We start from the raw sequence: 18005 nt of genomic DNA on the forward strand, positions 1-18005 counted from the left end.
TACGGACGATCGTCAGGTGAGACCTAAACTTAAAAAGGTGGCCGCCGAGTTAACGCAGGTCGGGAATGTCCGTAGACTTTTCACTTTTTTCTTCGAGAGACAAACCGAGGAAATCAAAGAGTTTTGGGTCCAGCATATGCGAGGGGCGTATATTGGTGAGGGCTTTGAACATGACCTGTCTGCGACCGGGGGCGTTTTTCTCCCACCCGTCCAAAATCTGTTTGACCTGTTGGCGTTGCAGCCCGTCTTGTGACCCACATAGGTCACACGGAATGATCGGATAGTTCATTGCGGTCGCGAACTTTTCACAGTCTTCTTCGGCGACATGCGCAAGGGGGCGATAGAGAAACAGGTCGCCTTCCTCGTTCACCAATTTGGGTGGCATGGTTGCAAGCCGCCCGCCGTGGAACAGGTTCATAAAAAAGGTTTCCAAGATGTCGTCACGGTGATGGCCAAGCACCACCGCCGAACAGCCCTCTTCGCGGGCAATACGATAGAGGTTGCCACGCCGTAAACGAGAGCACAGCGCACAAAATGTGCGGCCTTCGGGAACCTTGTCCATCACGATGGAATAGGTGTCTTGATACTCGATGCGATGGGGCACACCCATTTTTTCGAGAAACTCGGGCAGAACGGTTGCGGGAAAACCGGGTTGCCCTTGGTCCAGATTGCAGGCGATCAATTCAACGGGCAGCAACCCGCGCCATTTCAATTCGTAAAGAACAGCCAGAAGCGTGTAGCTATCCTTGCCGCCCGACAGGCAGACAAGCCATTTCGCGCCGCGCTCGACCATCCCGTATTGTTCAATGGCCTCACGGGTATTGCGGACAATACGTTTGCGCAGCTTCTTGAACTCGGTGGTTGAGGGTGCGCCGTGGAACAGCGGATGGATATCGTCGAGTTCATCACGCATCTGGAGTGTCCTCTTCGGATGATTTGGGGTCGGGAACAGGATCGTAACCAGTGCCGCCCATCGGGTGACAGCGCCCGATGCGTTTGGCCGCCAGTATGGAGCCCTTGATCGCGCCGTGTTTTTCGAGGGCTTCCATCGCATAGGCGCTACACGTCGGTTGGTAGCGACAGTTGAAGCCCACGATGGGACTAAAGATCAGGCGATAGGCGCGCACAGGCAGGGAGACGACAAAGGCGAGCGGGGTCATGATGGTTTCCCCGATCTGTCGCCATGCACTTTGCGCATCGCGTAGCGCAAATCTTTGAGGAGAAGCTCAAACGGACGGGCGGAGGTGTCACCGGCCTTGCCGATCAACACGTAGTCCCATCCGTCATGGCCAAGCTCGGGTAAGACCATTCGCGCAATTTCACGCAGCCGCCGTTTGGCGTGGTTGCGCTTGACCGCGTTGCCGACCTTTTTGGAACAGGTATAGCCGACGCGGATGCCTGTAGCGGGATCGTCGGCGTCACGCTTGCGCGCTTGAAGCAGGAAACTGCCCGTGCCCTGACGACGTGCGCGGGCAGCGCGCAGAAAGTCTGCGCGCTTGGTCAGCGTTGTCAACGATGGGCGAGGGGTGTCATTAGAGCATGACAAAACCGCCGATCGCTGACCTTCGGTTCCGGCAATAGCCATTCCCTCGGGTGCGTCCGGCGGTGTCATATTCGTAGAGCCCGAAGGCTGCCCTTATGCGGACAGCGATTTGCGGCCGCGTGCGCGACGTGCGTTCAGGATCTTGCGGCCCGCTTTAGTTGCCATACGTGCACGGAAACCGTGGCGACGCTTGCGGACGAGGTTACTCGGTTGAAAGGTGCGTTTCATCGCGCCATCTCCATCGGTTTGGTCATGGCCCAAATTCCGCGTAGAGGGATTCGAAGGCCGACATTCATTGAAGCCCTGCGTTTAGGTGCCCGAGACCCGCTTGTCAATTCGTGTCGAGGGGAATTCTGTAACATTTCCGCCTGTAGACACAAAATCCCGAAAGAACTGCTCGCGAAAGATCAATGGCGCGTGAGGTCGCTGCAATAGAGGGGCACTGACAGTAGCAATTAGGGCGCATAGGGCGCAGTTTAGCGCGAACAGTCAATAAGAGAGGCCATATGGCACATATAGATCCCCCGAAGTCACGTCGCCACACCGCGCCGTTGGTCATTTTGATCGCGATTGCCTTTGGATTGGCCGTTTTGTTTCGCGATTCGCTCAGCTTTGAGGCCTTGGCAGAGAATCGTGAGGTGCTTTTGGCCTATCGCGATGCGCATTATGGCCTGTCTGTCGCGCTTTTCATCGCGGCCTATACGAGTATCGTTGCCTTCTCCCTTCCTGGAGCGACTATTGCGACTTTAACTGGCGGTTTTTTGTTCGCAACCTTCCCCGGGGCGTTGTTTAACATCTTGGGGGCGACATCGGGCGCCTGTCTGTTGTTTCTTGCTGCGCGTTGGGGGCTAGGTGATTGGCTGTCGGCCAAAATGGAGGCGGGCTCGGAACGCACACAGCGGATCAAGCGCGGCCTGGATGAGAACCAATGGTCGATGCTCTTCTTGATGCGTTTGGCTCCCGTGGTGCCCTTTTTTGTGGCCAATCTGCTTCCTGCCTTGCTAGGCGCGTCTTTCCATAGATTTGCGATCTCAACCGCGGTCGGGATCATTCCGGGGACCGTGATTTACACATCCGTAGGCGCGGGGCTCGGTAAAGTATTCGAGGCCGGAACGACACCTGATCTGGGTCTAATTTTCGAGCCACATATTCTCTTGCCGATCCTTGGCCTCTGCGCCTTGGCGATTTTGCCAATTTTTCTCAATTATCGTACGAAACGGGACGCTTAACTCATGAAAAAGATTAAAACAGATATTTGTGTGATTGGCGGCGGTTCAGGTGGATTGTCCGTCGCCTCAGGGGCCGTTCAAATGGGCGCGCGCGTGGTCCTGATTGAAAAGGGCAAGATGGGTGGCGATTGTTTGAACGCCGGTTGTGTGCCGTCAAAAGCGCTGCTGCATGCCGCGAAAGAGGGGATGGGTTACGCCGATGCGATGGAACACGTGCAAAACACCATCGCCACCATCGCGCCTCACGATAGCCAAGAGCGGTTTGAAGAGTTGGGTTGCACGGTCATCCGCGAGCATGCACGGTTTACATCGCCCAAGACGGTTGAGGCGGGGGATACAGAGATCACCGCGCGTCGTTTTGTGATTGCGACGGGGTCGCGGGCGTTTGTACCACCGATCGACGGGTTGGCCGAGGTGCCGTATCTGACCAACGAAAGCCTCTGGGCGCTGCGGGAGGCCCCCGCACATCTGTTGATTCTAGGGGCAGGGCCGATTGGTATGGAAATGGCACAGGCGCATCGGCGCTTGGGCTGTGAGGTCACGGTGATCGAGGCGGCAACGGCTCTGTCGCGTGAAGACCCCGAGGCCGCAGCGGTCGTCATCGCCGCACTCAAAGCCGAGGGTGTGAAGATCATCGAAAATGACAAGGTCGTGCGGGTGTCGGGCACACAGGGTGACATCACGCTTGATCTTGAAAGCGGCGGACGAATCACGGGATCGCATCTTTTGGTGGCGACGGGCCGTGTGGCCAATTCCGAAAATCTCGCTTTGGAAAAGGGCGAGATCAATCGCAACCGTGGCGGGGTCAAGGTCGATGCTCGCTTGCGCACCTCCAACCGCCGCGCCTATGCGATTGGTGATGTGGTGTCCGGAAATCTGCAATTCACCCATGTGGCGGGCTATCAGGCGGGTGTTGTGATCCGCTCCTTACTGTTTGGTCTTCCTGCGAAAGCCTCCTCGCACCACATCCCGCACGCCACCTATACCACGCCCGAATTGGCGCAGGTGGGTTTGTCAGAGGCTGATGCCCGCGAGACCTATGGCGACAAATTGGAAGTTGTCCGCGCCGAGGTGTCAGGCAACGACCGCGCCATTGCCACCAATCGCGCAGGCGGCGGGTTTATCAAGGTCATGGTGGTCAAAGGTCGCCCTGTGGGCGTGACAATCGTCGGTCCGGATGCAGGCGAATTGATCTCCTTTTGGGGCTTGGCGCTGTCGGCAAACCTGAAGATGAGCCAAGTCGCAGGCATGATTGCGCCCTATCCGACACTCGCAGAGCTTAACAAACGCGCTGCGGGTGCCTATTTTACCCCTAGACTGTTTGATAATCCAAAGGTCAAAACAGTGGTAAAACTGGTCCAACGGCTTTTGCCGTAGGGGGATCGGAAAGGATTTATGAGGTTTTCGCGGTTTATTAACTCGCTGACAGGACGATTCCTGATGCTGACGATCATCTTTGTGATGGCCGCAGAGATCATGATTTTTGTCCCCTCCATCGCACGATTTCGCGAAGACTTCCTGTTGTCCCGTTTGGAACGCGCACAAATCGCCTCGCTTGCGTTGTTGGCCAATGACAGTCTCGACATGAATCTTGAGGACGAGCTACTCGCCAACGCAGACGTCTATAACGTCGTGCTACGCCGTAATGAAATCCGCCAGCTTGTGCTGTCTTCACCAATCCCCGAACAGATCTACGCGACCTATGATCTGCGTGATGCCTCTGCATATGAGCTGATCCGTGACGCGACGGCGACCCTGTTGGACCCGACCAACCGCGTGATCCGAGTGATTGGTGATCCTGTGAAGCAGGCGGGCTTGTTGATCGAGGTGACATTGCCGACCGAGCCTATGCGAACGGCGATGGTGGAGTATGGCGTGCGAATCCTGATGCTGTCGGCGGCGATCTCGTTGTTCACGGCGCTTCTCTTGTTCCTTGCCGTGCGGGCGCTCATCGTCCATCCGATCAAGCGCGTGGTGGGAGCAATGACGCATTATGCCGAGGCGCCTGAGGATGCGCGCCGAATCATTGAGCCGACCGCAAAGGTCTATGAGTTGCGCGAGGCCGAGATCGCACTGTGTTCGATGCAGACTGACCTGACGTCCTCGCTGCGCCAAAAAGACCGCCTTGCACAACTTGGTGGTGCGGTTGCGAAAATCTCCCATGACCTGCGAAATATTTTGACCACGGCCCAACTGTTCTCCGATCGCTTGGAGACCTCACAAGACCCTGCCGTGATCCGCTCCGCGCCCAAACTGATGAATTCCATCCAACGCGCCGTGAACCTGTGTGAAAGTACGCTTGCCTTTGGCAAGGCGGAGGAACCATCACCCACCATGTCGGGTGTGCGTGTCGCGGAACTGGTCGGTGATGTGATCGAGGGCGAGCGGCTCTCGTCGGGTGATGCTGATATTTCGTTCGCCGAGGATGTGCCTGCCACGATGGTCATGCGGGCCGATGCCGAACAAATGCACCGTGTCCTGTCCAACCTTGTGCGCAATGCGCGACAGGCTTTGGCGACACAGCCCAACGGCGGCGAGATTAGCGTTGCTGCGCGCGAAGATGAAACCCAATGGGTGTTGACCGTTTCCGACACAGGGCCCGGCCTGCCGCCAAAGGCTCGCGACCACCTGTTTCAGCCGTTCCAAGGCGGAACTCGCAAGGGCGGTTTTGGTCTCGGGCTTGCGATAGCTGCGGAGTTGATCCGTGGTCACGGCGGTAAACTTCTCCTGGAGCGCAGCGACGAGACGGGCACCGTGTTTGGTATCCATTTGCCCAAAGGCTTTGCTACCGAGGCAGAGCCTGTTGCCGAAGCCCATAACGAACAGCCTTCGACCGATACCGCAAAGGCCGCTGAGTAGCCGTCGATCTCGCTCGTTGTGACACTTTTTTAAATTTCATGTCGAATGCCTCTTGCGCCCCCCCGCCGCACTCGGTAAATCGCCCCCTGAGCGCACCCGTAGCTCAGCTGGATAGAGTACCTGACTACGAATCAGGGGGTCAGAGGTTCGAATCCTCTCGGGTGCACCACTTCCTCCCTTTTTAGCATACGAACCGCGCTGCATCTGCTATCAGACCTGTGCGTCGCGCGGATATCGTGTAAGGCGTGACTGGTGCAGAAACATTGGGTATATATCCCTGTGTTGCTGCGGCCTGTTGAGCGGGCCTATACTACAAATGAAAAAATGCTGACGGAGACATGCAGGTGGCGAAGAATACACCACGTAAAGATGATCGCGAAAAGATCACCCGCCGTAAGCTTTCAGACCAAGTGCTCGACAAGCTTCGCGATATGATTACCTCGGGGGATTTGGCTGCTGGGGACACAATGCCTTCGGAGCGGGTCTTGATGGACCGTTTTGGCGTGGGGCGTCCGGCGGTCCGTGAGGCTTTGCAATCCCTACACAACAGCGGGCTGATCACAATCAGTCATGGGGAACGGTCCCGCGTCAACGCTGTAGATGCCAGTACCGTTCTCAACCAATCCTCCGATATTGCGCGTCTTGTGCTGTCGTCAGCGCCCGCCAATCTCGCCCACCTCAAACAAGCGCGGCAAATGTTCGAACTGGGATTGGTCCGCGTGGCAGCGCAGAACGCGACTGCCGAGGATGTGGCTGAACTGCGCGAACTCGTAGAGCGGCAACGAGAGTGTCTTGGCGATTCTACGACCTTTATTGAGGCCGATGTCGCGTTTCACAAAAGGATTGCCCAAACGGCCCAAAACCCGATTATCACCTCGGTGTCCGAGGCGATGTTGGGCTGGTTGTTTGATTATCATAAGTCGTTGCTGCATTGGTCAGGGAAAGAAGAAATTACCTTGGCCGAGCATATGCAGATTGTTGATTTGATTGCAGCCCATGACGAAGAGGGCGCCGTGGCCGCAATGGCCCGTCACCTTGATCGTGCGAGCGATGCCTTCGAGCCCAAAAGCTGAACATGGCCGACCGCGACATTGATGCCGTCGGACTCCTGTGCCCCTTGCCCGTCCTCAAGGCCCGTAAGGCGTTGTTAGAGATGCCTGTTGGTGCGGTGTTGCGCTTGGTTGCGTCGGACCCTGCTGCGGTGATTGATGTGCCGCATTTTTGTGCCGAGGCAGGCCATGAATTTCTGTCACTCGATGACACAGGCGATGTGCAGACTTATCTGATCAAACGCGGATGACTTATTGATCGAGGACGGCTTGGGCTGCTGCTAGATCGTCAGGCGTGTTGATGTTGAAAAACGGGTCACGGGCATCGTCGCCATCAAACGGCACCACAACGGCACCGTTGGCCTGTGCAAAACGCCCGACCCGCCGTTCCCCATGTGATAAAGTATCGCGCAAGGCTGCGGCGAGACGAACTGGCCAGACCCCAACAACTGGATGCAGACGGCGTTGATCATCGACAGGGCTTGCGGCAATGGCGAGTCCTACGTCTCCCGCATGAGCGGCCAATCGTGCGACGACGTCGGCGGGCAAAAACGGCGTATCTACGGGCGCGGTAAAGAGCTGATCCACCCCTAACTGCGCCGCCCATTCCATCCCCGCGAGGATGCCCGCGAGCGGTCCTTGGCGCTGGGGGAGGGTGTCAGGCAGGACGGGTAGGTCATGCTCGGCATAGCGAGCGGGATCGCCATTCGCACTAATGGCCAGCGCGTCGCATTGCGCCGATAGTGTCGCGATGGAGCGCTGCAACAAGGTGGTGCCGCCGAGCGTCACAAACGCCTTGTCGCCACCGCCCATGCGTAGAGCTTGCCCGCCCGCCAATATCAGCCCTGCGATCCGTGTCATCTCGCCCCTTTTGCGTGCGGCCCAGATCGGTGGGCGCTTCCCGATGGGTGTACGTGTTTTGCGCTTTCCCCACTCACCGCCATTCTGTATTCCGCATAGGGAACTGACAAGGGATCAAACATGCTGGCTGTCGTTTCAGGGCAAGGGCAGGGCGAGACAGACGCGATTTTGCGAGCTGTTGCCACGTCTTTGCGTGATCAGGGTCTGCGTGTGGCGGGGGCGGTTCAGGTGAATACAGACCGCGCAGGCACGTCGATGTGCGATATGGACCTGCACATCCTGTCCTCGGGCACTTTGGTGCGCATCAGCCAGTCGCTTGGCCCTCACGCACGAGGCTGTCGGCTTGACCCTGACGGGTTGGAGCGGGCCGTGGCGTCCGTGGAGGCGGATATGGCCACATGCTCCCCTGCGCTTTTGATCATTAATAAATTCGGAAAACAAGAAGTCGAAGGCCGTGGATTTCGCGATGTGATTGGCATGGCTCTTGCCGAAGGTGTCCCCGTTATTGTTGGCGTCAGTCCCGACAAACGTGCCGCATTTGATGCCTTTTGTGACGGTCTTGCCACGCCAGTGGCGGCCGATGTGGCCTCCATTTTGGACTGGGTGATGATACAGGTGGCCGCCGAATAGGTCTGCCCAAGCGGCACTTATTTTTCATACCCACGCCCGATTTCTGCCCAGATCCGCTGCCAACTTGGGGCTAGGAAATGAACAGAAGGACGTTTGAGATGCTTGATATTAGCCCTCTTACAGCACGTATAGAAGCCTTTGCCGAAACCCTTTCGTCGGGACAGATTTACATGATGCTTGGCATTGGTGTCGGGTTGATCGTCTTGTCTTTACTGGCAATCGCATTCCAAACGCAGCGTGGCGTCCATATTGATCCTGCGACGCTCGACGTGAACGGGAAGCACAAAAAAGGCCGTGCTGCCCGCAATGGTCAAATCCTCGCCCGTTTTGACCAGATTTCTGTCTCAAGATCATAAGATGACGGCAGGTTTCTGAGAGGGCGATACATGTATAAAATGGTTATTCAGGCAGTGATGCTGACTGCCGCAGCGGTATTTTTTATCTTTTTCAAATCTGACAATTTGCGCCATGCCTCTCAAACGGGGGATTTGTCTGCGCTTGCGTCAGGTTCGGTGAAATCGGCCTATTCCGACATTGATATGTCAGGCCCTGATCCGATCTATGAGCAACCGTTCTACAAGAAATATGACCCGCGCAAGCTGTGGCGAGACCGTCCAAAAACGGTCAAGCTCACTCCGAAATCAGTTCACGTGCCGTCAGACAAAGTTGGCGTAGATGCGAAAGCGGCTTTGATGGCGCAGGGTATAGATCCCGAATCCGTTTCCGTCGTGACGCTCAAATAGAAACGTGTGTAAGTTCTAAAAATTGACTTCGACGTCGGGCAGCCTAATCTCTTTGAGAAGATCGCGGACTTCCTGACGGGCGGCGACGTTGGAAATGTTCAATGCATTTTTCACGCCGACATCTTTGAGGTCGAGCAGGGTCAAGCCGCGTGGAAACAATTCGCGGAAAATCACCCGCTCCGAGAACCCTGGTGCGACGCGGAAACCGATCCGTTTGGACAGGTCTTCCATTGCATCACCGATCTTCTTTTTGTTGTGCATGTTTTGCGCCCCAAGACGGTTGCGCAGTACCACCCAATCAATCGGTTTGAGGCCCGCTTGTGCACGTAGTTGACGCGCGTTCCATACCATTTCGGAGTAAACCGACGGGCCGAGAATTTTGTTGGTGTCGGGATCGACACGGGCCAGAAGGTCAAAATCAATGAAGCTGTCATTGAGTGGCGTGACCAATGTATCGGCCAAGGAGTGAGCGACCTGGCTCAAGCGGGTGTGCGATCCCGGGCAGTCGATCAGAATGAAATCGCAAGTGTCCTCAAGGCCCGTAACGGCCAAGGACAGGCGGCGATCATAGAGGTTTTCACCCTCTTCAAGGTCTTCGGAGTTGACTGCGGGAAGGTCGCGATATTCAGGCGTCGGAAGGTCGATGCCCTCACGCAGGCAATAAGACAGACGGTTCTCAAGGTAGCGTGCAAAGGTCTTCTGACGCAGGTCCAAATCCAATGCGCCAACACGATATCCCATCCGCGATAGAGCCGTTGCGACATGCATGGAGACGGTCGATTTGCCTGCTCCGCCTTTTTCATTCCCAACAACAATAATATGTGCCACGTACCCTGACCTCGTCTTTGTCGCGCCCTTTTCGGATCGGGCGCGTGCCTCTTAATGTGTTCCTGTATGCCGTTGATCCCCCCCTCTGTGCAAGGGCGTTTCGTGTCGGGCGAGGCAATCCGTGACGGGGTGATGCAGCTGGGCGCAAAAGAAAAAAGGCCCGCAGAATATTCTGCGGACCCTTTGCAAAACAATATGGGACTAGGCTTAGAAGCCGAGGCCGGAGTATTTGTTTTTGAACTTGGAGACGCGACCACCTTGGTCCATCAGACGGGTCGAGCCGCCGTTCCATGCAGGGTGCACGGAGGGGTCGATGTCGAGGGCCAGTTGGTCGCCTTCGGCGCCCCAAGTGGATTTCATCTTGACCACAGTGCCATCGGTCATTTTGACGTCGATGAGGTGGTATTCGGGATGTGTATCGGCTTTCATCGATCTGCTCCTTAGGATTTGGCGTCGAGCGGCTTGTAGTTGGTGACTTCTGCGATACGTGCGGATTTACCACGGCGATCACGCAGGTAGTACAGTTTGGCGCGACGAACGCGGCCGCGACGGACAACTTCGATGCTGTCGATATTGGTGGAGTGCAGTGGGAATACACGCTCCACACCTTCGCCAAAGGAAATCTTGCGAACCGTGAAGGTGCCGGAAATGCCGGTGCCGTTCTTACGGGAGATGCACACGCCTTCGTACATCTGGACGCGGGAGCGCGAGCCCTCGGTCACTTTGTAGCCAACACGGATGGTGTCGCCAGCTTTGAAATCCGGAATTTTATGGCCGAGAGCTTCAATCTGCTCGGCTTCCAGTTGTGCGATTAGGTTCATCGCTTTCTCCATATATTCTCGTGGTATGTGTCCACGAATGTTTCGCGCGTCCCAGAGCTCCGTGTCTTCTTTCGGGTCATCATGTGCCCGCCGGAGATTTCGGTCGACTTTACTTGTTGGTGTTTTGGCGCGGCTCATGCTGGGGCCGAAGAAAGCACCCGAGCGAACAGCAAAACAGTCCACACATCGATTCCGATGCTGGACGGGCGGTGTATAGGCCGCATTTCACCCTCGGGCAAGATGATTCTAACCTCATTTCTTTAGTGTTTTCTCACGGGTTTGCGCAAGATAGGCGTCCCACATATCGGGGCGCCGCTCTTGCGTGATTTTCTCGGCGATCTTCTGGCGCCACTCCGCGATTTTGCCGTGATGGCCCGACATCAAAACATCGGGGATCGGCAGCCCGCGCCATTCGGCGGGTTTGGTGAATTGCGGGTGCTCAAGCAGGCCATTCGAGTGGCTTTCTTCCTCGATGCTCTCGGCATTCCCAAGCACATCGGGGAGTAAACGCACCGTGGCGTCAATCATGGCTTGGGCGGCAATCTCTCCACCCGTCAGGACGAAATCGCCCAAACTGACTTCCTCAATTCCGTAGTGGTAGAGGACGCGGTCGTCCAACCCCTCAAAGCGCCCGCAGATCATTGTCACGCCTTGCGCCTTTGACCATCGTTGCGCGGTGGCCTGATCGAACCGTTTGCCGCGTGGCGAGAGGTAAACAAGTGGCCAGTCTTCGCGGTTGGGTGGTGTGCCCTCTTGGGCAAAATCAATCGCCTCGCCCATCACATCGGGACGCAAGACCATCCCCGCACCGCCGCCCGCAGGGGTGTCATCAACGTTGCGATGCTTGCCAATCCCGAATTCGCGCAGGTGGATTTTCTCCAACTGCCATTTGCCTTCGGTCAAGGCTTTGCCCGTGAGGCTTTCGCCAAGAACGCCCGGAAAGGCCTCAGGGAACAGCGTGATGATCTTGGCCGTCCATACCCCTGCCAAATCGGGGGCGTCGGTCATCAGGTCGCGCGGGCGCAAGGATGGGCGCACTGCGAGGCGACCGTGGGATTTAGGCTTGGGGGTATCTTCACTCATGATCGTCTCTTAGATCAAATTGATCACCGAGGGGAAGGTCAGACGTGTTTTCGCCATTTATAATGGCCGTTTTTAACACCCAGTATTCCGGCCCAAACAGATCGGAACGGTTGAGCGCGAGCAAGCGGTCACGCGCATCACCGCCCGGATAAGTGTTCTCATTGGCGGGTAGAGTGAGGTCGTCGAACAATTCGCCAAGGCCCAGAAGGTCAAGGACGGGACGCACAGGGTGGCCCGCGTCAGCGACGTCACAGCTCGTCACGGGGACATCAGGAAGCATATTGCGGGTGGCCTTGATAATGGCTGCATGGTCGGCGGCACTTGCGAATTTTTCCTCGAACTCGTCGAGAGCCATGCGAAAGCGTTTCTTTTTGAGCCGTTGCCAATAGCACGACGCAAGCCATCCTTTTTGACGGGTGGAGATATAGATCTCGAAAGGGGCCTCTGGCCCCATAACCCTGCGCCACGCATCGTGAATGACCTTCATTGCGGGGGCGGTCGCGGCGTAGCGATGCACCCCCTTGTGACCGATCCCGTGGCCAGAGAGGCTTTCGTTGGACATCAGGATAGGTCGGGGGTCATCTGGTTCAAACGAGTCGAATAGAGCTTCGGCTTCCTCGGCAATGATGTCGCGGGTCTGTTTGCGGCGGTCGGCGGAAAACTCGATGGTGGCCCCGGCCAAAAGCGCCTGTGTCAGGTCGCCCGCAATGTACATCTCGACATGCGGGGTCAAGAGCGCACGGTTGACGCGGAGTGTTTCTTGCAGCGTGGTCGTGCCTGTTTTGTGGAAACCAGGATGGATCAGGATGCGTCGCGTCACTCGAACAGACCCTCAGGGGGATCGACGATGAGACGCCCCGCTGTCAGGTCTACGGTCGGTACATGAGCGCGGGTGAAGGGCATCAAAACGGAGGCCTTCAAAGCTGGCCCGTCCACTTCCAACAAGTCGCCTGCTCCGTGGTTAAGGACATCTTTGACCTTGCCCAAGACCGTGCCGCCCGTGTCGCAGACCTCCAAACCGATCAAATCGGCATGGTAAAACTCGTCATCTGGCAAGGAGGGCAGCGCGTCACGGCTTGCGTGAAGCGTCACACCGCGAAGAGCATCAGCCTCTTCCTTGGTCTCGATGCCTTCAATGCGTGCGGAGAACCCGTTTTTGATTGAACGGGTCAGTGTAATGTCAAAGCTGCGGGTGCCATCTTCGGACATGAGTGTGCCGTAGGTGGCAATATCCTCGGGCACGGCGCAAAACGATTTGATGCGCACATCTCCATGCACACCGAATGCACCTGCGATGGCACCGACTACGATCATGTTCTTTGTCATTTGGCCCTCATGGCGTTTGCGATAGTCGCGAAATCTTCCGCGCTAATTTCGAACATACTTCGACGAAATGCCATACCCCAATTGCAGTTAAAGGCGCGTCCCCGCGCTTTGGAATAAACAAAAACCCGAACGCGAGGGTGTCGCGTTCGGGTCTGTCATAGTCACAGAAAATCTGCGCTGGCGAGATTTACTCTTCAGCAGCGGTTTCTTCTGCGGGTGCTTCAGCAGGTGCGGCAGCGGCTTCAGCGGCCTCGGCAGCTTTGGCTGCTTTTTCTTCGGCACGGGCCACAGCTTTTTGACCTGGTGCGCCTTTGATTGGGTTGGCGCGTACTTTTTTCTCAATAACGCCAGCCGCTTCGAGCATGCGGGAAATACGGTCAGTTGGCTGTGCGCCTTGGCTGAGCCAGTATTTTACGCGCTCTACATCCATCTGGACGCGATCTTCGTTGTCTTTGGCGAGCAGCGGGTTGTATGTGCCGAGTTTTTCGATGTAGCGGCCATCGCGTGGCATACGGGCGTCCGCAGCAACGATACGGTAGAAGGGGCGTTTTTTGGAACCGCCGCGGGCGAGCCGGATTTTCATAGCCATGATAATTTCTCCTATTGATAGCTATTGAGCTTGGGTTTTTCTCTGAAAAACCTCAGCAATCTTGGTGTTGTTTGTGGTGTTGGATGACTTCCTGAATGATGAATTTCAGGAATTTCTTAGCGAATTCAGGATCAAGGTTGGCGCGTTTTGCCAAATCTTCGAGCCGTGCGATTTGTGTAGCTTCCCGCGCCGGATCGGAGGGCGGAAGGTCGTATTCAGCCTTGAGCTTGCCAACCGCTTGGGTCTGCGCAAAGCGCTCGCCAAGGGTGTAGACAAGGATGGCATCGAGACGGTCGATGCTGTCGCGATGCTCGGCCAAAATCTCTTGGGCGCGTGTCACGGAATCACTCATGCGTAGGCCTCCATTCCGCCGTCTTGCAACGCGGCGGGGTCTGGGTGACGGTAGACAAGGCAGTCCTCGTCGTCAGGTGTTGCTGCGGTTGGATCAACGACGGCACCAAGGCGCTCTGCAAGGGCAATCGAGCGGGTGTTCTCTGCGTCGATGTAGGACACGAGTGTGTCGCGTCCCGGTTCGACATAGGCCCAATCACGCGCAGCCGTTGCCGCCTCAAAGGCGTATCCATGCCCCTCGGCGCCGTCACACAACATCCACCCCAATTCGACTTCGGGGAAATGTGGTGGCTTGCCGACAGCAACCTGACCGATGAATGCACCGTCCTCATTGCGCTCCACGCCCCATGCGCCATGTCCAAACAACGACCACTGGGCAATGTCCGCACAGAAGGCGAACCATGCTTTGCGCCGCGCCATTGGGCCGCCCATGAATTGCGCACGATCCGAGGCAAATGTGTCGGCGTAGGCGTCAAAATCACTGGCGCGATGGGCGCGCAGTGTCAGGCGTTGCGTGGTTATGGTGGGGGCTTGGGTCACGTTATTTCTTTTTCCCGAAGCCAGACAGACCAGGGGGAAGCGCGCCGCCGCCGAGCCCGGGAAGCCCGCCCTTAAGACCGCCACCCATGCCACCAAGTGCGCCGAGACCACCTGCGCCGCCGAGGGCTTTTGCGGCTTCTTCCATCGCTTTGGGGTCATTCATGTCGGGCATATCGGGCATTCCACCCTTGCCGCCGAACATGCCTTTAACAGCCTGTTTCAACATGCCGCCTTTACCCATTTTCCCCATCTTCTTCATCATGTCGGCCATCTGGCGGTGCATTTTGAGAAGCTGGTTCAGTTCAGGCACGCCAAGGCCGGCCCCTTTGGCGATGCGTTTCTTGCGGCTGGCTTGCAAAATCTGCGGGTTGGCGCGTTCCAGTTTGGTCATGGATTGGATCAGGGCGATCTGGCGCTTGAACACGCTTTCGTCAAAGCCGCTGTCTTTGATCTGCGATGCGGCCTTTTTCATGCCGGGCATCATGCCCATAATGCTTTCCATGCCGCCCATTTTTTGCATCTGTTCGAGCTGCATCTTGAGGTCGTTCATGTTGAAGCGACCCTTTTGGAAGCGCTTCATCATGCGTTCGGCCTGTTCGGCCTCAATGGTTTCTTGGGCTTTCTCAACGAGGGAGACAATGTCGCCCATGCCAAGGATTCGGCCCGCGATCCGCTCGGGGTGGAATTCCTCCAGAGCGTCCATCTTCTCGCCAAGGCCGACAAACTTGATCGGCTTGCCCGTGACCGCACGCATGGAGAGAGCCGCACCACCGCGACCGTCGCCGTCCATACGGGTCAGCACAACGCCCGAAATCCCGATGCGCCCGTCGAAGTTTTCTGCTGTATGCACAGCATCCTGACCGGTGAGACCATCGACCACGAGAAGCGTCTCGCGCGGGTTGGCGATGTCGCGCACGGCTTCGACCTCGGCCATCAGCGTGTCGTCGATGGACAGGCGGCCCGCAGTGTCGAGCATATAGACGTCATAGCCGCCCATGGTCGCTTGCTGCTTGGCGCGTTTGGTGATTTGCGCAGGGGTCTCGCCCGCCACGATGGGCAGGGTGTCGACGCCGATTTGCTCGCCAAGGACGCGCAACTGTTCCATCGCCGCAGGACGATAAACGTCGAGCGAGGCCATCAGAACGCGCTTGCCTTGTTTCTCTTTGAGACGTTTGGCCAGTTTGGCGGTCGTGGTGGTTTTACCGCCACCTTGCAGACCGACCATCAGGATCGGGGCAGGTGGGTTGTCGACCTTCAACGCGCCGATATCGGCCTCATCTCCCGCGAGGAAATGCACCAACTCGTCGTGAACGATTTTCACGACCTGCTGACCGGGGGTCACGGATTTGGTGACGGCCTGACCGGTTGCTTTTGCCTCGACGGCTTTGACGAAATCACGCGCCACGGACAGCGAGACGTCAGCCTCAAGCAGGGCCACGCGCACTTCGCGCAGTGCCGTTTTGACATCATCTTCGGACAGGGCCCCTTGTTTGGTGAGCTTGTCGAAGACGCCTGAGAGGCGATCTGACAGATTTTCAAACATTATGGCGGTCTCCCTACCTGTTGACGATATGCTTCATCTGGGGACGAAGCGGTGAAATTCAAACGCCAAATGGATTTTGGCCCCCGTGGGCGAAACTCGCTGACGGGGGGCGATCCTGGCGCATGGGCCTAAGGACCGGAAGGATTAGTGCTTCCGGAAAATGTTGTGCTGCGTTTACGCGCGGGGGGGGCGTGAGTCAAGAGGGCAGGGCGGATGCCGCTTGCGCAGAATTTCGGACATGAAGTGTGGACCGTTGCGGGCTATGATCTATGTCAGGCGAAACGTCAGGAGAAAGTGATGGAGCGGGTTTTGATCCTTGGCAGCGGCCCAGCGGCCCCAGATGCCGCTCGATGGGATCTGAGCAATTTTGACGCTGTGGTTGCCATCAATAACGCATGGCGGGCTGTGCCTGACTGGACCCATCACATCCATCCCGATGATTTTCCACCCGAACGCCGACCCGAAGTTGTCAAAGCAGGACAACAGGTCGTCACAAGCGCACAGTATGTCCCTGCGCAAAATGCCTATGGCGGTTTCGTCTATGCGGGCGGAACGATGGCGTTTACCGCCGCTTACTGGGCGCTTCATGCGCTGCGCCCGCGGGTGATGTGCTTTTTCGGCTGCGATATGGTCTATCCCGCGTCGAGCCAGACCCATTTCTACGGCACGGGCGCGGCAGACCCGTTGCGCGATGATCCGACATTGAAATCCCTACCCGCAAAGGCGCGGCGGTTGCAGTATTTCGCTGCGGCGCAAGATTGCGCCGTGATCAATCTGAGCGAGGCTGAAAGTGTGTTGCCCTATCCGCGACACGATGTGCGGGTGCTTTTTGATGCTATTGCCCCCCTGCCGTTCAACGCCACACAGGTCGAAGCGGCGCGTGATCTGGAGACACAGGCGGGATATTATGTGCCCTCTGGCATGTATTGGACCGAATTGACGCGGTTTTCACAAGACACGCTAGATTCCATTGATGCGATGTGGCTTCGGGCCTTTCCGAAGGAAACAATGCCATGTGGTTAAGTGTATATGCCAATTTCGCTTGTAATTTTGCAGAGCTAAGTCAATTTAGAGCCTTACACTTCGCAACATCGCACGGGTGCAGGTCATGACGTCTGAAAATTGGGACGAAATTCGCACAGCATATCAGGTGGCCAAATTGGGCACCGTGTCAGGCGCCGCGCAGATCCTTGGAGTGCATCATGCGACCGTGATACGTCACATTGATGCTCTAGAGGGTCAGCTTGGCGTGAAGCTCTTTCAGCGGCACGCGCGCGGCTACACCCCTACAGAAGCAGGTATGGACTTGTTGACGGTGGCGCAGGCGACAGATGACCAGTTTTCCCAACTTGCCAGTCGGATCAAAGGACGCGGAGAAGATGTCTCAGGCGAATTGGTCGTCACGTCACTGCCGGGAATGGCGAAACTCATGGCACCGTTCCTGGCCAAGTTCCAAGAGGCCTATCCGGACGTGATCGTGCGCTATTTGACGGGGGAGCGGGTGTTTCGGCTCGAATACGGCGAAGCCCATGTGGCTATTCGCGCAGGCAAGCCGCCACAAGAACCCGACAACGTGGCGCAGCCGTTCTTTTCCCAAGATATCGCTTTGTATGCGCACCGTTCTTATCTTGAGGCTTTTGGGCATCCGGCACCAGACCGTCTGTTGAGCGAATTGCGGTTTGTCGGCCATGATGATCCGATGAGCCGAGCGCCCTTTATGACGTGGCTGCATGAGAACGTCAGTCCCGACCGGATTACGTTTCGCACCTCTGAGATTGAGGCAATGGCAATGGCGATTCTGGCCGGCGTAGGTGCGGGCTTTATGTCTACCCGCGACGCCATGGCCCATGCCGATCTGGTTGAATTGATGCCTGCACGTCCTGAATGGGCAACCGTCAGTTGGCTTGTCACCCATGTGGACTTGCACCGCACGCCCAAAGTTCAAGCGTTTCTCACCATGCTCAAAGCCCACGCAAAGGACTGGCCCAGTGCCTCATAGTGCGTCGAGCC

25 protein-coding genes and 1 tRNA gene are annotated in these 18005 nt (G+C 56.9%); 11 read left to right on the forward strand and 15 right to left on the reverse strand.

Translation table 11 applies throughout. The features are described 5' to 3' along the window. Positions 1-49: 49 nt before the first annotated feature. From ttcA to rpmH, 4 genes are read right to left on the reverse strand one after another with little or no spacing between them, the layout of a single operon-like run. A complete protein-coding gene (ttcA, locus tag ACN0TS_RS13310; RefSeq protein ID WP_417259849.1) occupies positions 50-913 on the reverse strand; it encodes a tRNA 2-thiocytidine(32) synthetase TtcA in 864 nt (287 codons plus the stop codon). Continuing rightward, on the reverse strand, positions 906-1160 hold the full coding sequence (yidD, locus tag ACN0TS_RS13315) for a membrane protein insertion efficiency factor YidD (protein WP_417259850.1): 255 nt from the start codon (positions 1158-1160) through the stop codon (positions 906-908). Before yidD ends, ttcA begins: the two co-directional genes overlap by 8 nt. Continuing rightward, complete coding sequence (gene rnpA / locus ACN0TS_RS13320) at positions 1157-1612, reverse strand: ribonuclease P protein component (RefSeq protein WP_417259851.1); 456 nt, start codon at positions 1610-1612, stop codon at positions 1157-1159. The genes yidD and rnpA overlap by 4 nt, the downstream gene beginning before the upstream one ends. Before the next feature lie 24 nt (positions 1613-1636). Next, a complete protein-coding gene (gene rpmH, locus ACN0TS_RS13325; RefSeq protein WP_012177012.1) occupies positions 1637-1771 on the reverse strand; it encodes a 50S ribosomal protein L34 in 135 nt (44 codons plus the stop codon). A gap of 278 nt (positions 1772-2049) precedes the next feature. On the opposite strand from rpmH, the gene ACN0TS_RS13330 reads away from it, so the two are divergent. The 6 genes from ACN0TS_RS13330 (at position 2050) to ACN0TS_RS13355 (ending at position 6931) form a co-directional block, all read left to right on the forward strand. Next, positions 2050-2772, forward strand: coding sequence for a TVP38/TMEM64 family protein (locus tag ACN0TS_RS13330; RefSeq protein ID WP_417259852.1), 723 nt, complete (start codon positions 2050-2052; stop codon positions 2770-2772). 3 nt (positions 2773-2775) lie between these two features. Beyond that, on the forward strand, positions 2776-4149 hold the full coding sequence (locus ACN0TS_RS13335) for a dihydrolipoyl dehydrogenase family protein (RefSeq protein ID WP_417259853.1): 1374 nt from the start codon (positions 2776-2778) through the stop codon (positions 4147-4149). Positions 4150-4212: 63 nt separating this feature from the next. Continuing rightward, positions 4213-5631, forward strand: a complete 1419-nt coding sequence (locus ACN0TS_RS13340) for a sensor histidine kinase (protein WP_417259854.1) — start codon at positions 4213-4215, stop codon at positions 5629-5631. 92 nt (positions 5632-5723) lie between these two features. Then, a tRNA-Arg gene (locus tag ACN0TS_RS13345) sits at positions 5724-5800 on the forward strand. A gap of 169 nt (positions 5801-5969) precedes the next feature. Beyond that, entirely contained in the window at positions 5970-6704 is a 735-nt protein-coding gene (nanR, locus tag ACN0TS_RS13350; RefSeq protein WP_417259855.1) for a transcriptional regulator NanR, read from the forward strand. A 2-nt stretch (positions 6705-6706) separates the two neighbouring features. Further along, on the forward strand, positions 6707-6931 hold the full coding sequence (locus ACN0TS_RS13355) for a sulfurtransferase TusA family protein (RefSeq protein WP_417259856.1): 225 nt from the start codon (positions 6707-6709) through the stop codon (positions 6929-6931). Between the two features lies 1 nt (position 6932). On the opposite strand, the gene mobA is transcribed toward ACN0TS_RS13355, so the two are convergent. After that, positions 6933-7541, reverse strand: a complete 609-nt coding sequence (gene mobA / locus ACN0TS_RS13360) for a molybdenum cofactor guanylyltransferase MobA (protein ID WP_417259857.1) — start codon at positions 7539-7541, stop codon at positions 6933-6935. Between the two features lie 120 nt (positions 7542-7661). On the opposite strand from mobA, the gene ACN0TS_RS13365 reads away from it, so the two are divergent. The 3 genes from ACN0TS_RS13365 to ACN0TS_RS13375 all read left to right on the forward strand — a co-directional run bounded on the left by ACN0TS_RS13365 (position 7662) and on the right by ACN0TS_RS13375 (position 8914). Then, positions 7662-8171, forward strand: coding sequence for a DUF2478 domain-containing protein (locus ACN0TS_RS13365; RefSeq protein WP_417259858.1), 510 nt, complete (start codon positions 7662-7664; stop codon positions 8169-8171). Positions 8172-8269: 98 nt separating this feature from the next. After that, entirely contained in the window at positions 8270-8527 is a 258-nt protein-coding gene (locus tag ACN0TS_RS13370; protein ID WP_417259859.1) for a hypothetical protein, read from the forward strand. A 30-nt stretch (positions 8528-8557) separates the two neighbouring features. Further along, the gene (locus tag ACN0TS_RS13375; RefSeq protein WP_417259860.1) at positions 8558-8914 is read left to right on the forward strand and encodes a hypothetical protein; all 357 of its coding nucleotides are present in this window, start codon (positions 8558-8560) and stop codon (positions 8912-8914) included. Between the two features lie 15 nt (positions 8915-8929). Here the strand turns inward: ACN0TS_RS13375 and ACN0TS_RS13380 are convergent, their stop codons facing one another. The 10 genes from ACN0TS_RS13380 to ffh all read right to left on the reverse strand — a co-directional run bounded on the left by ACN0TS_RS13380 (position 8930) and on the right by ffh (position 15995). Beyond that, a complete protein-coding gene (locus tag ACN0TS_RS13380) occupies positions 8930-9742 on the reverse strand; it encodes a division plane positioning ATPase MipZ (RefSeq protein ID WP_417259861.1) in 813 nt (270 codons plus the stop codon). Between the two features lie 207 nt (positions 9743-9949). Continuing rightward, positions 9950-10171: a 50S ribosomal protein L31 gene (gene rpmE, locus ACN0TS_RS13385; protein ID WP_417259862.1), complete on the reverse strand. Its 222-nt coding sequence runs from the start codon at positions 10169-10171 to the stop codon at positions 9950-9952. Positions 10172-10182: 11 nt separating this feature from the next. After that, positions 10183-10563, reverse strand: a complete 381-nt coding sequence (gene rplS / locus ACN0TS_RS13390) for a 50S ribosomal protein L19 (RefSeq protein WP_417259863.1) — start codon at positions 10561-10563, stop codon at positions 10183-10185. Between the two features lie 252 nt (positions 10564-10815). Beyond that, positions 10816-11646 carry a tRNA (guanosine(37)-N1)-methyltransferase TrmD gene (trmD, locus tag ACN0TS_RS13395; protein WP_417259864.1) on the reverse strand — a complete coding sequence of 277 codons (831 nt, stop codon included), beginning with the start codon at positions 11644-11646 and terminating at the stop codon, positions 10816-10818. After that, the gene (locus tag ACN0TS_RS13400; protein WP_417259865.1) at positions 11639-12466 is read right to left on the reverse strand and encodes a hypothetical protein; all 828 of its coding nucleotides are present in this window, start codon (positions 12464-12466) and stop codon (positions 11639-11641) included. Before ACN0TS_RS13400 ends, trmD begins: the two co-directional genes overlap by 8 nt. Further along, positions 12463-12972 carry a ribosome maturation factor RimM gene (gene rimM / locus ACN0TS_RS13405; protein WP_417259866.1) on the reverse strand — a complete coding sequence of 170 codons (510 nt, stop codon included), beginning with the start codon at positions 12970-12972 and terminating at the stop codon, positions 12463-12465. The genes ACN0TS_RS13400 and rimM overlap by 4 nt, the downstream gene beginning before the upstream one ends. 187 nt (positions 12973-13159) lie before the next feature. Next, positions 13160-13561, reverse strand: a complete 402-nt coding sequence (gene rpsP / locus ACN0TS_RS13410; RefSeq protein WP_417259867.1) for a 30S ribosomal protein S16 — start codon at positions 13559-13561, stop codon at positions 13160-13162. A 52-nt stretch (positions 13562-13613) separates the two neighbouring features. Beyond that, entirely contained in the window at positions 13614-13913 is a 300-nt protein-coding gene (locus ACN0TS_RS13415; RefSeq protein ID WP_417259868.1) for a chorismate mutase, read from the reverse strand. After that, complete coding sequence (locus ACN0TS_RS13420) at positions 13910-14452, reverse strand: GNAT family N-acetyltransferase (RefSeq protein WP_417259869.1); 543 nt, start codon at positions 14450-14452, stop codon at positions 13910-13912. The genes ACN0TS_RS13415 and ACN0TS_RS13420 overlap by 4 nt, the downstream gene beginning before the upstream one ends. Before the next feature lies 1 nt (position 14453). Beyond that, positions 14454-15995, reverse strand: a complete 1542-nt coding sequence (gene ffh, locus ACN0TS_RS13425; protein WP_417259870.1) for a signal recognition particle protein — start codon at positions 15993-15995, stop codon at positions 14454-14456. 213 nt (positions 15996-16208) lie between these two features. Here ffh and ACN0TS_RS13430 point away from each other — a divergent pair, with 213 nt between their 5' ends. After that, complete coding sequence (locus ACN0TS_RS13430; RefSeq protein WP_417259871.1) at positions 16209-17018, forward strand: hypothetical protein; 810 nt, start codon at positions 16209-16211, stop codon at positions 17016-17018. 85 nt (positions 17019-17103) lie between these two features. Next, entirely contained in the window at positions 17104-17994 is an 891-nt protein-coding gene (locus ACN0TS_RS13435; RefSeq protein WP_417259872.1) for a LysR family transcriptional regulator, read from the forward strand. The last annotated feature ends 11 nt before the right edge of the window (positions 17995-18005 follow it).

Source organism: Celeribacter sp. (assembly GCF_048266405.1).
Classification (GTDB): domain Bacteria; phylum Pseudomonadota; class Alphaproteobacteria; order Rhodobacterales; family Rhodobacteraceae; genus Celeribacter.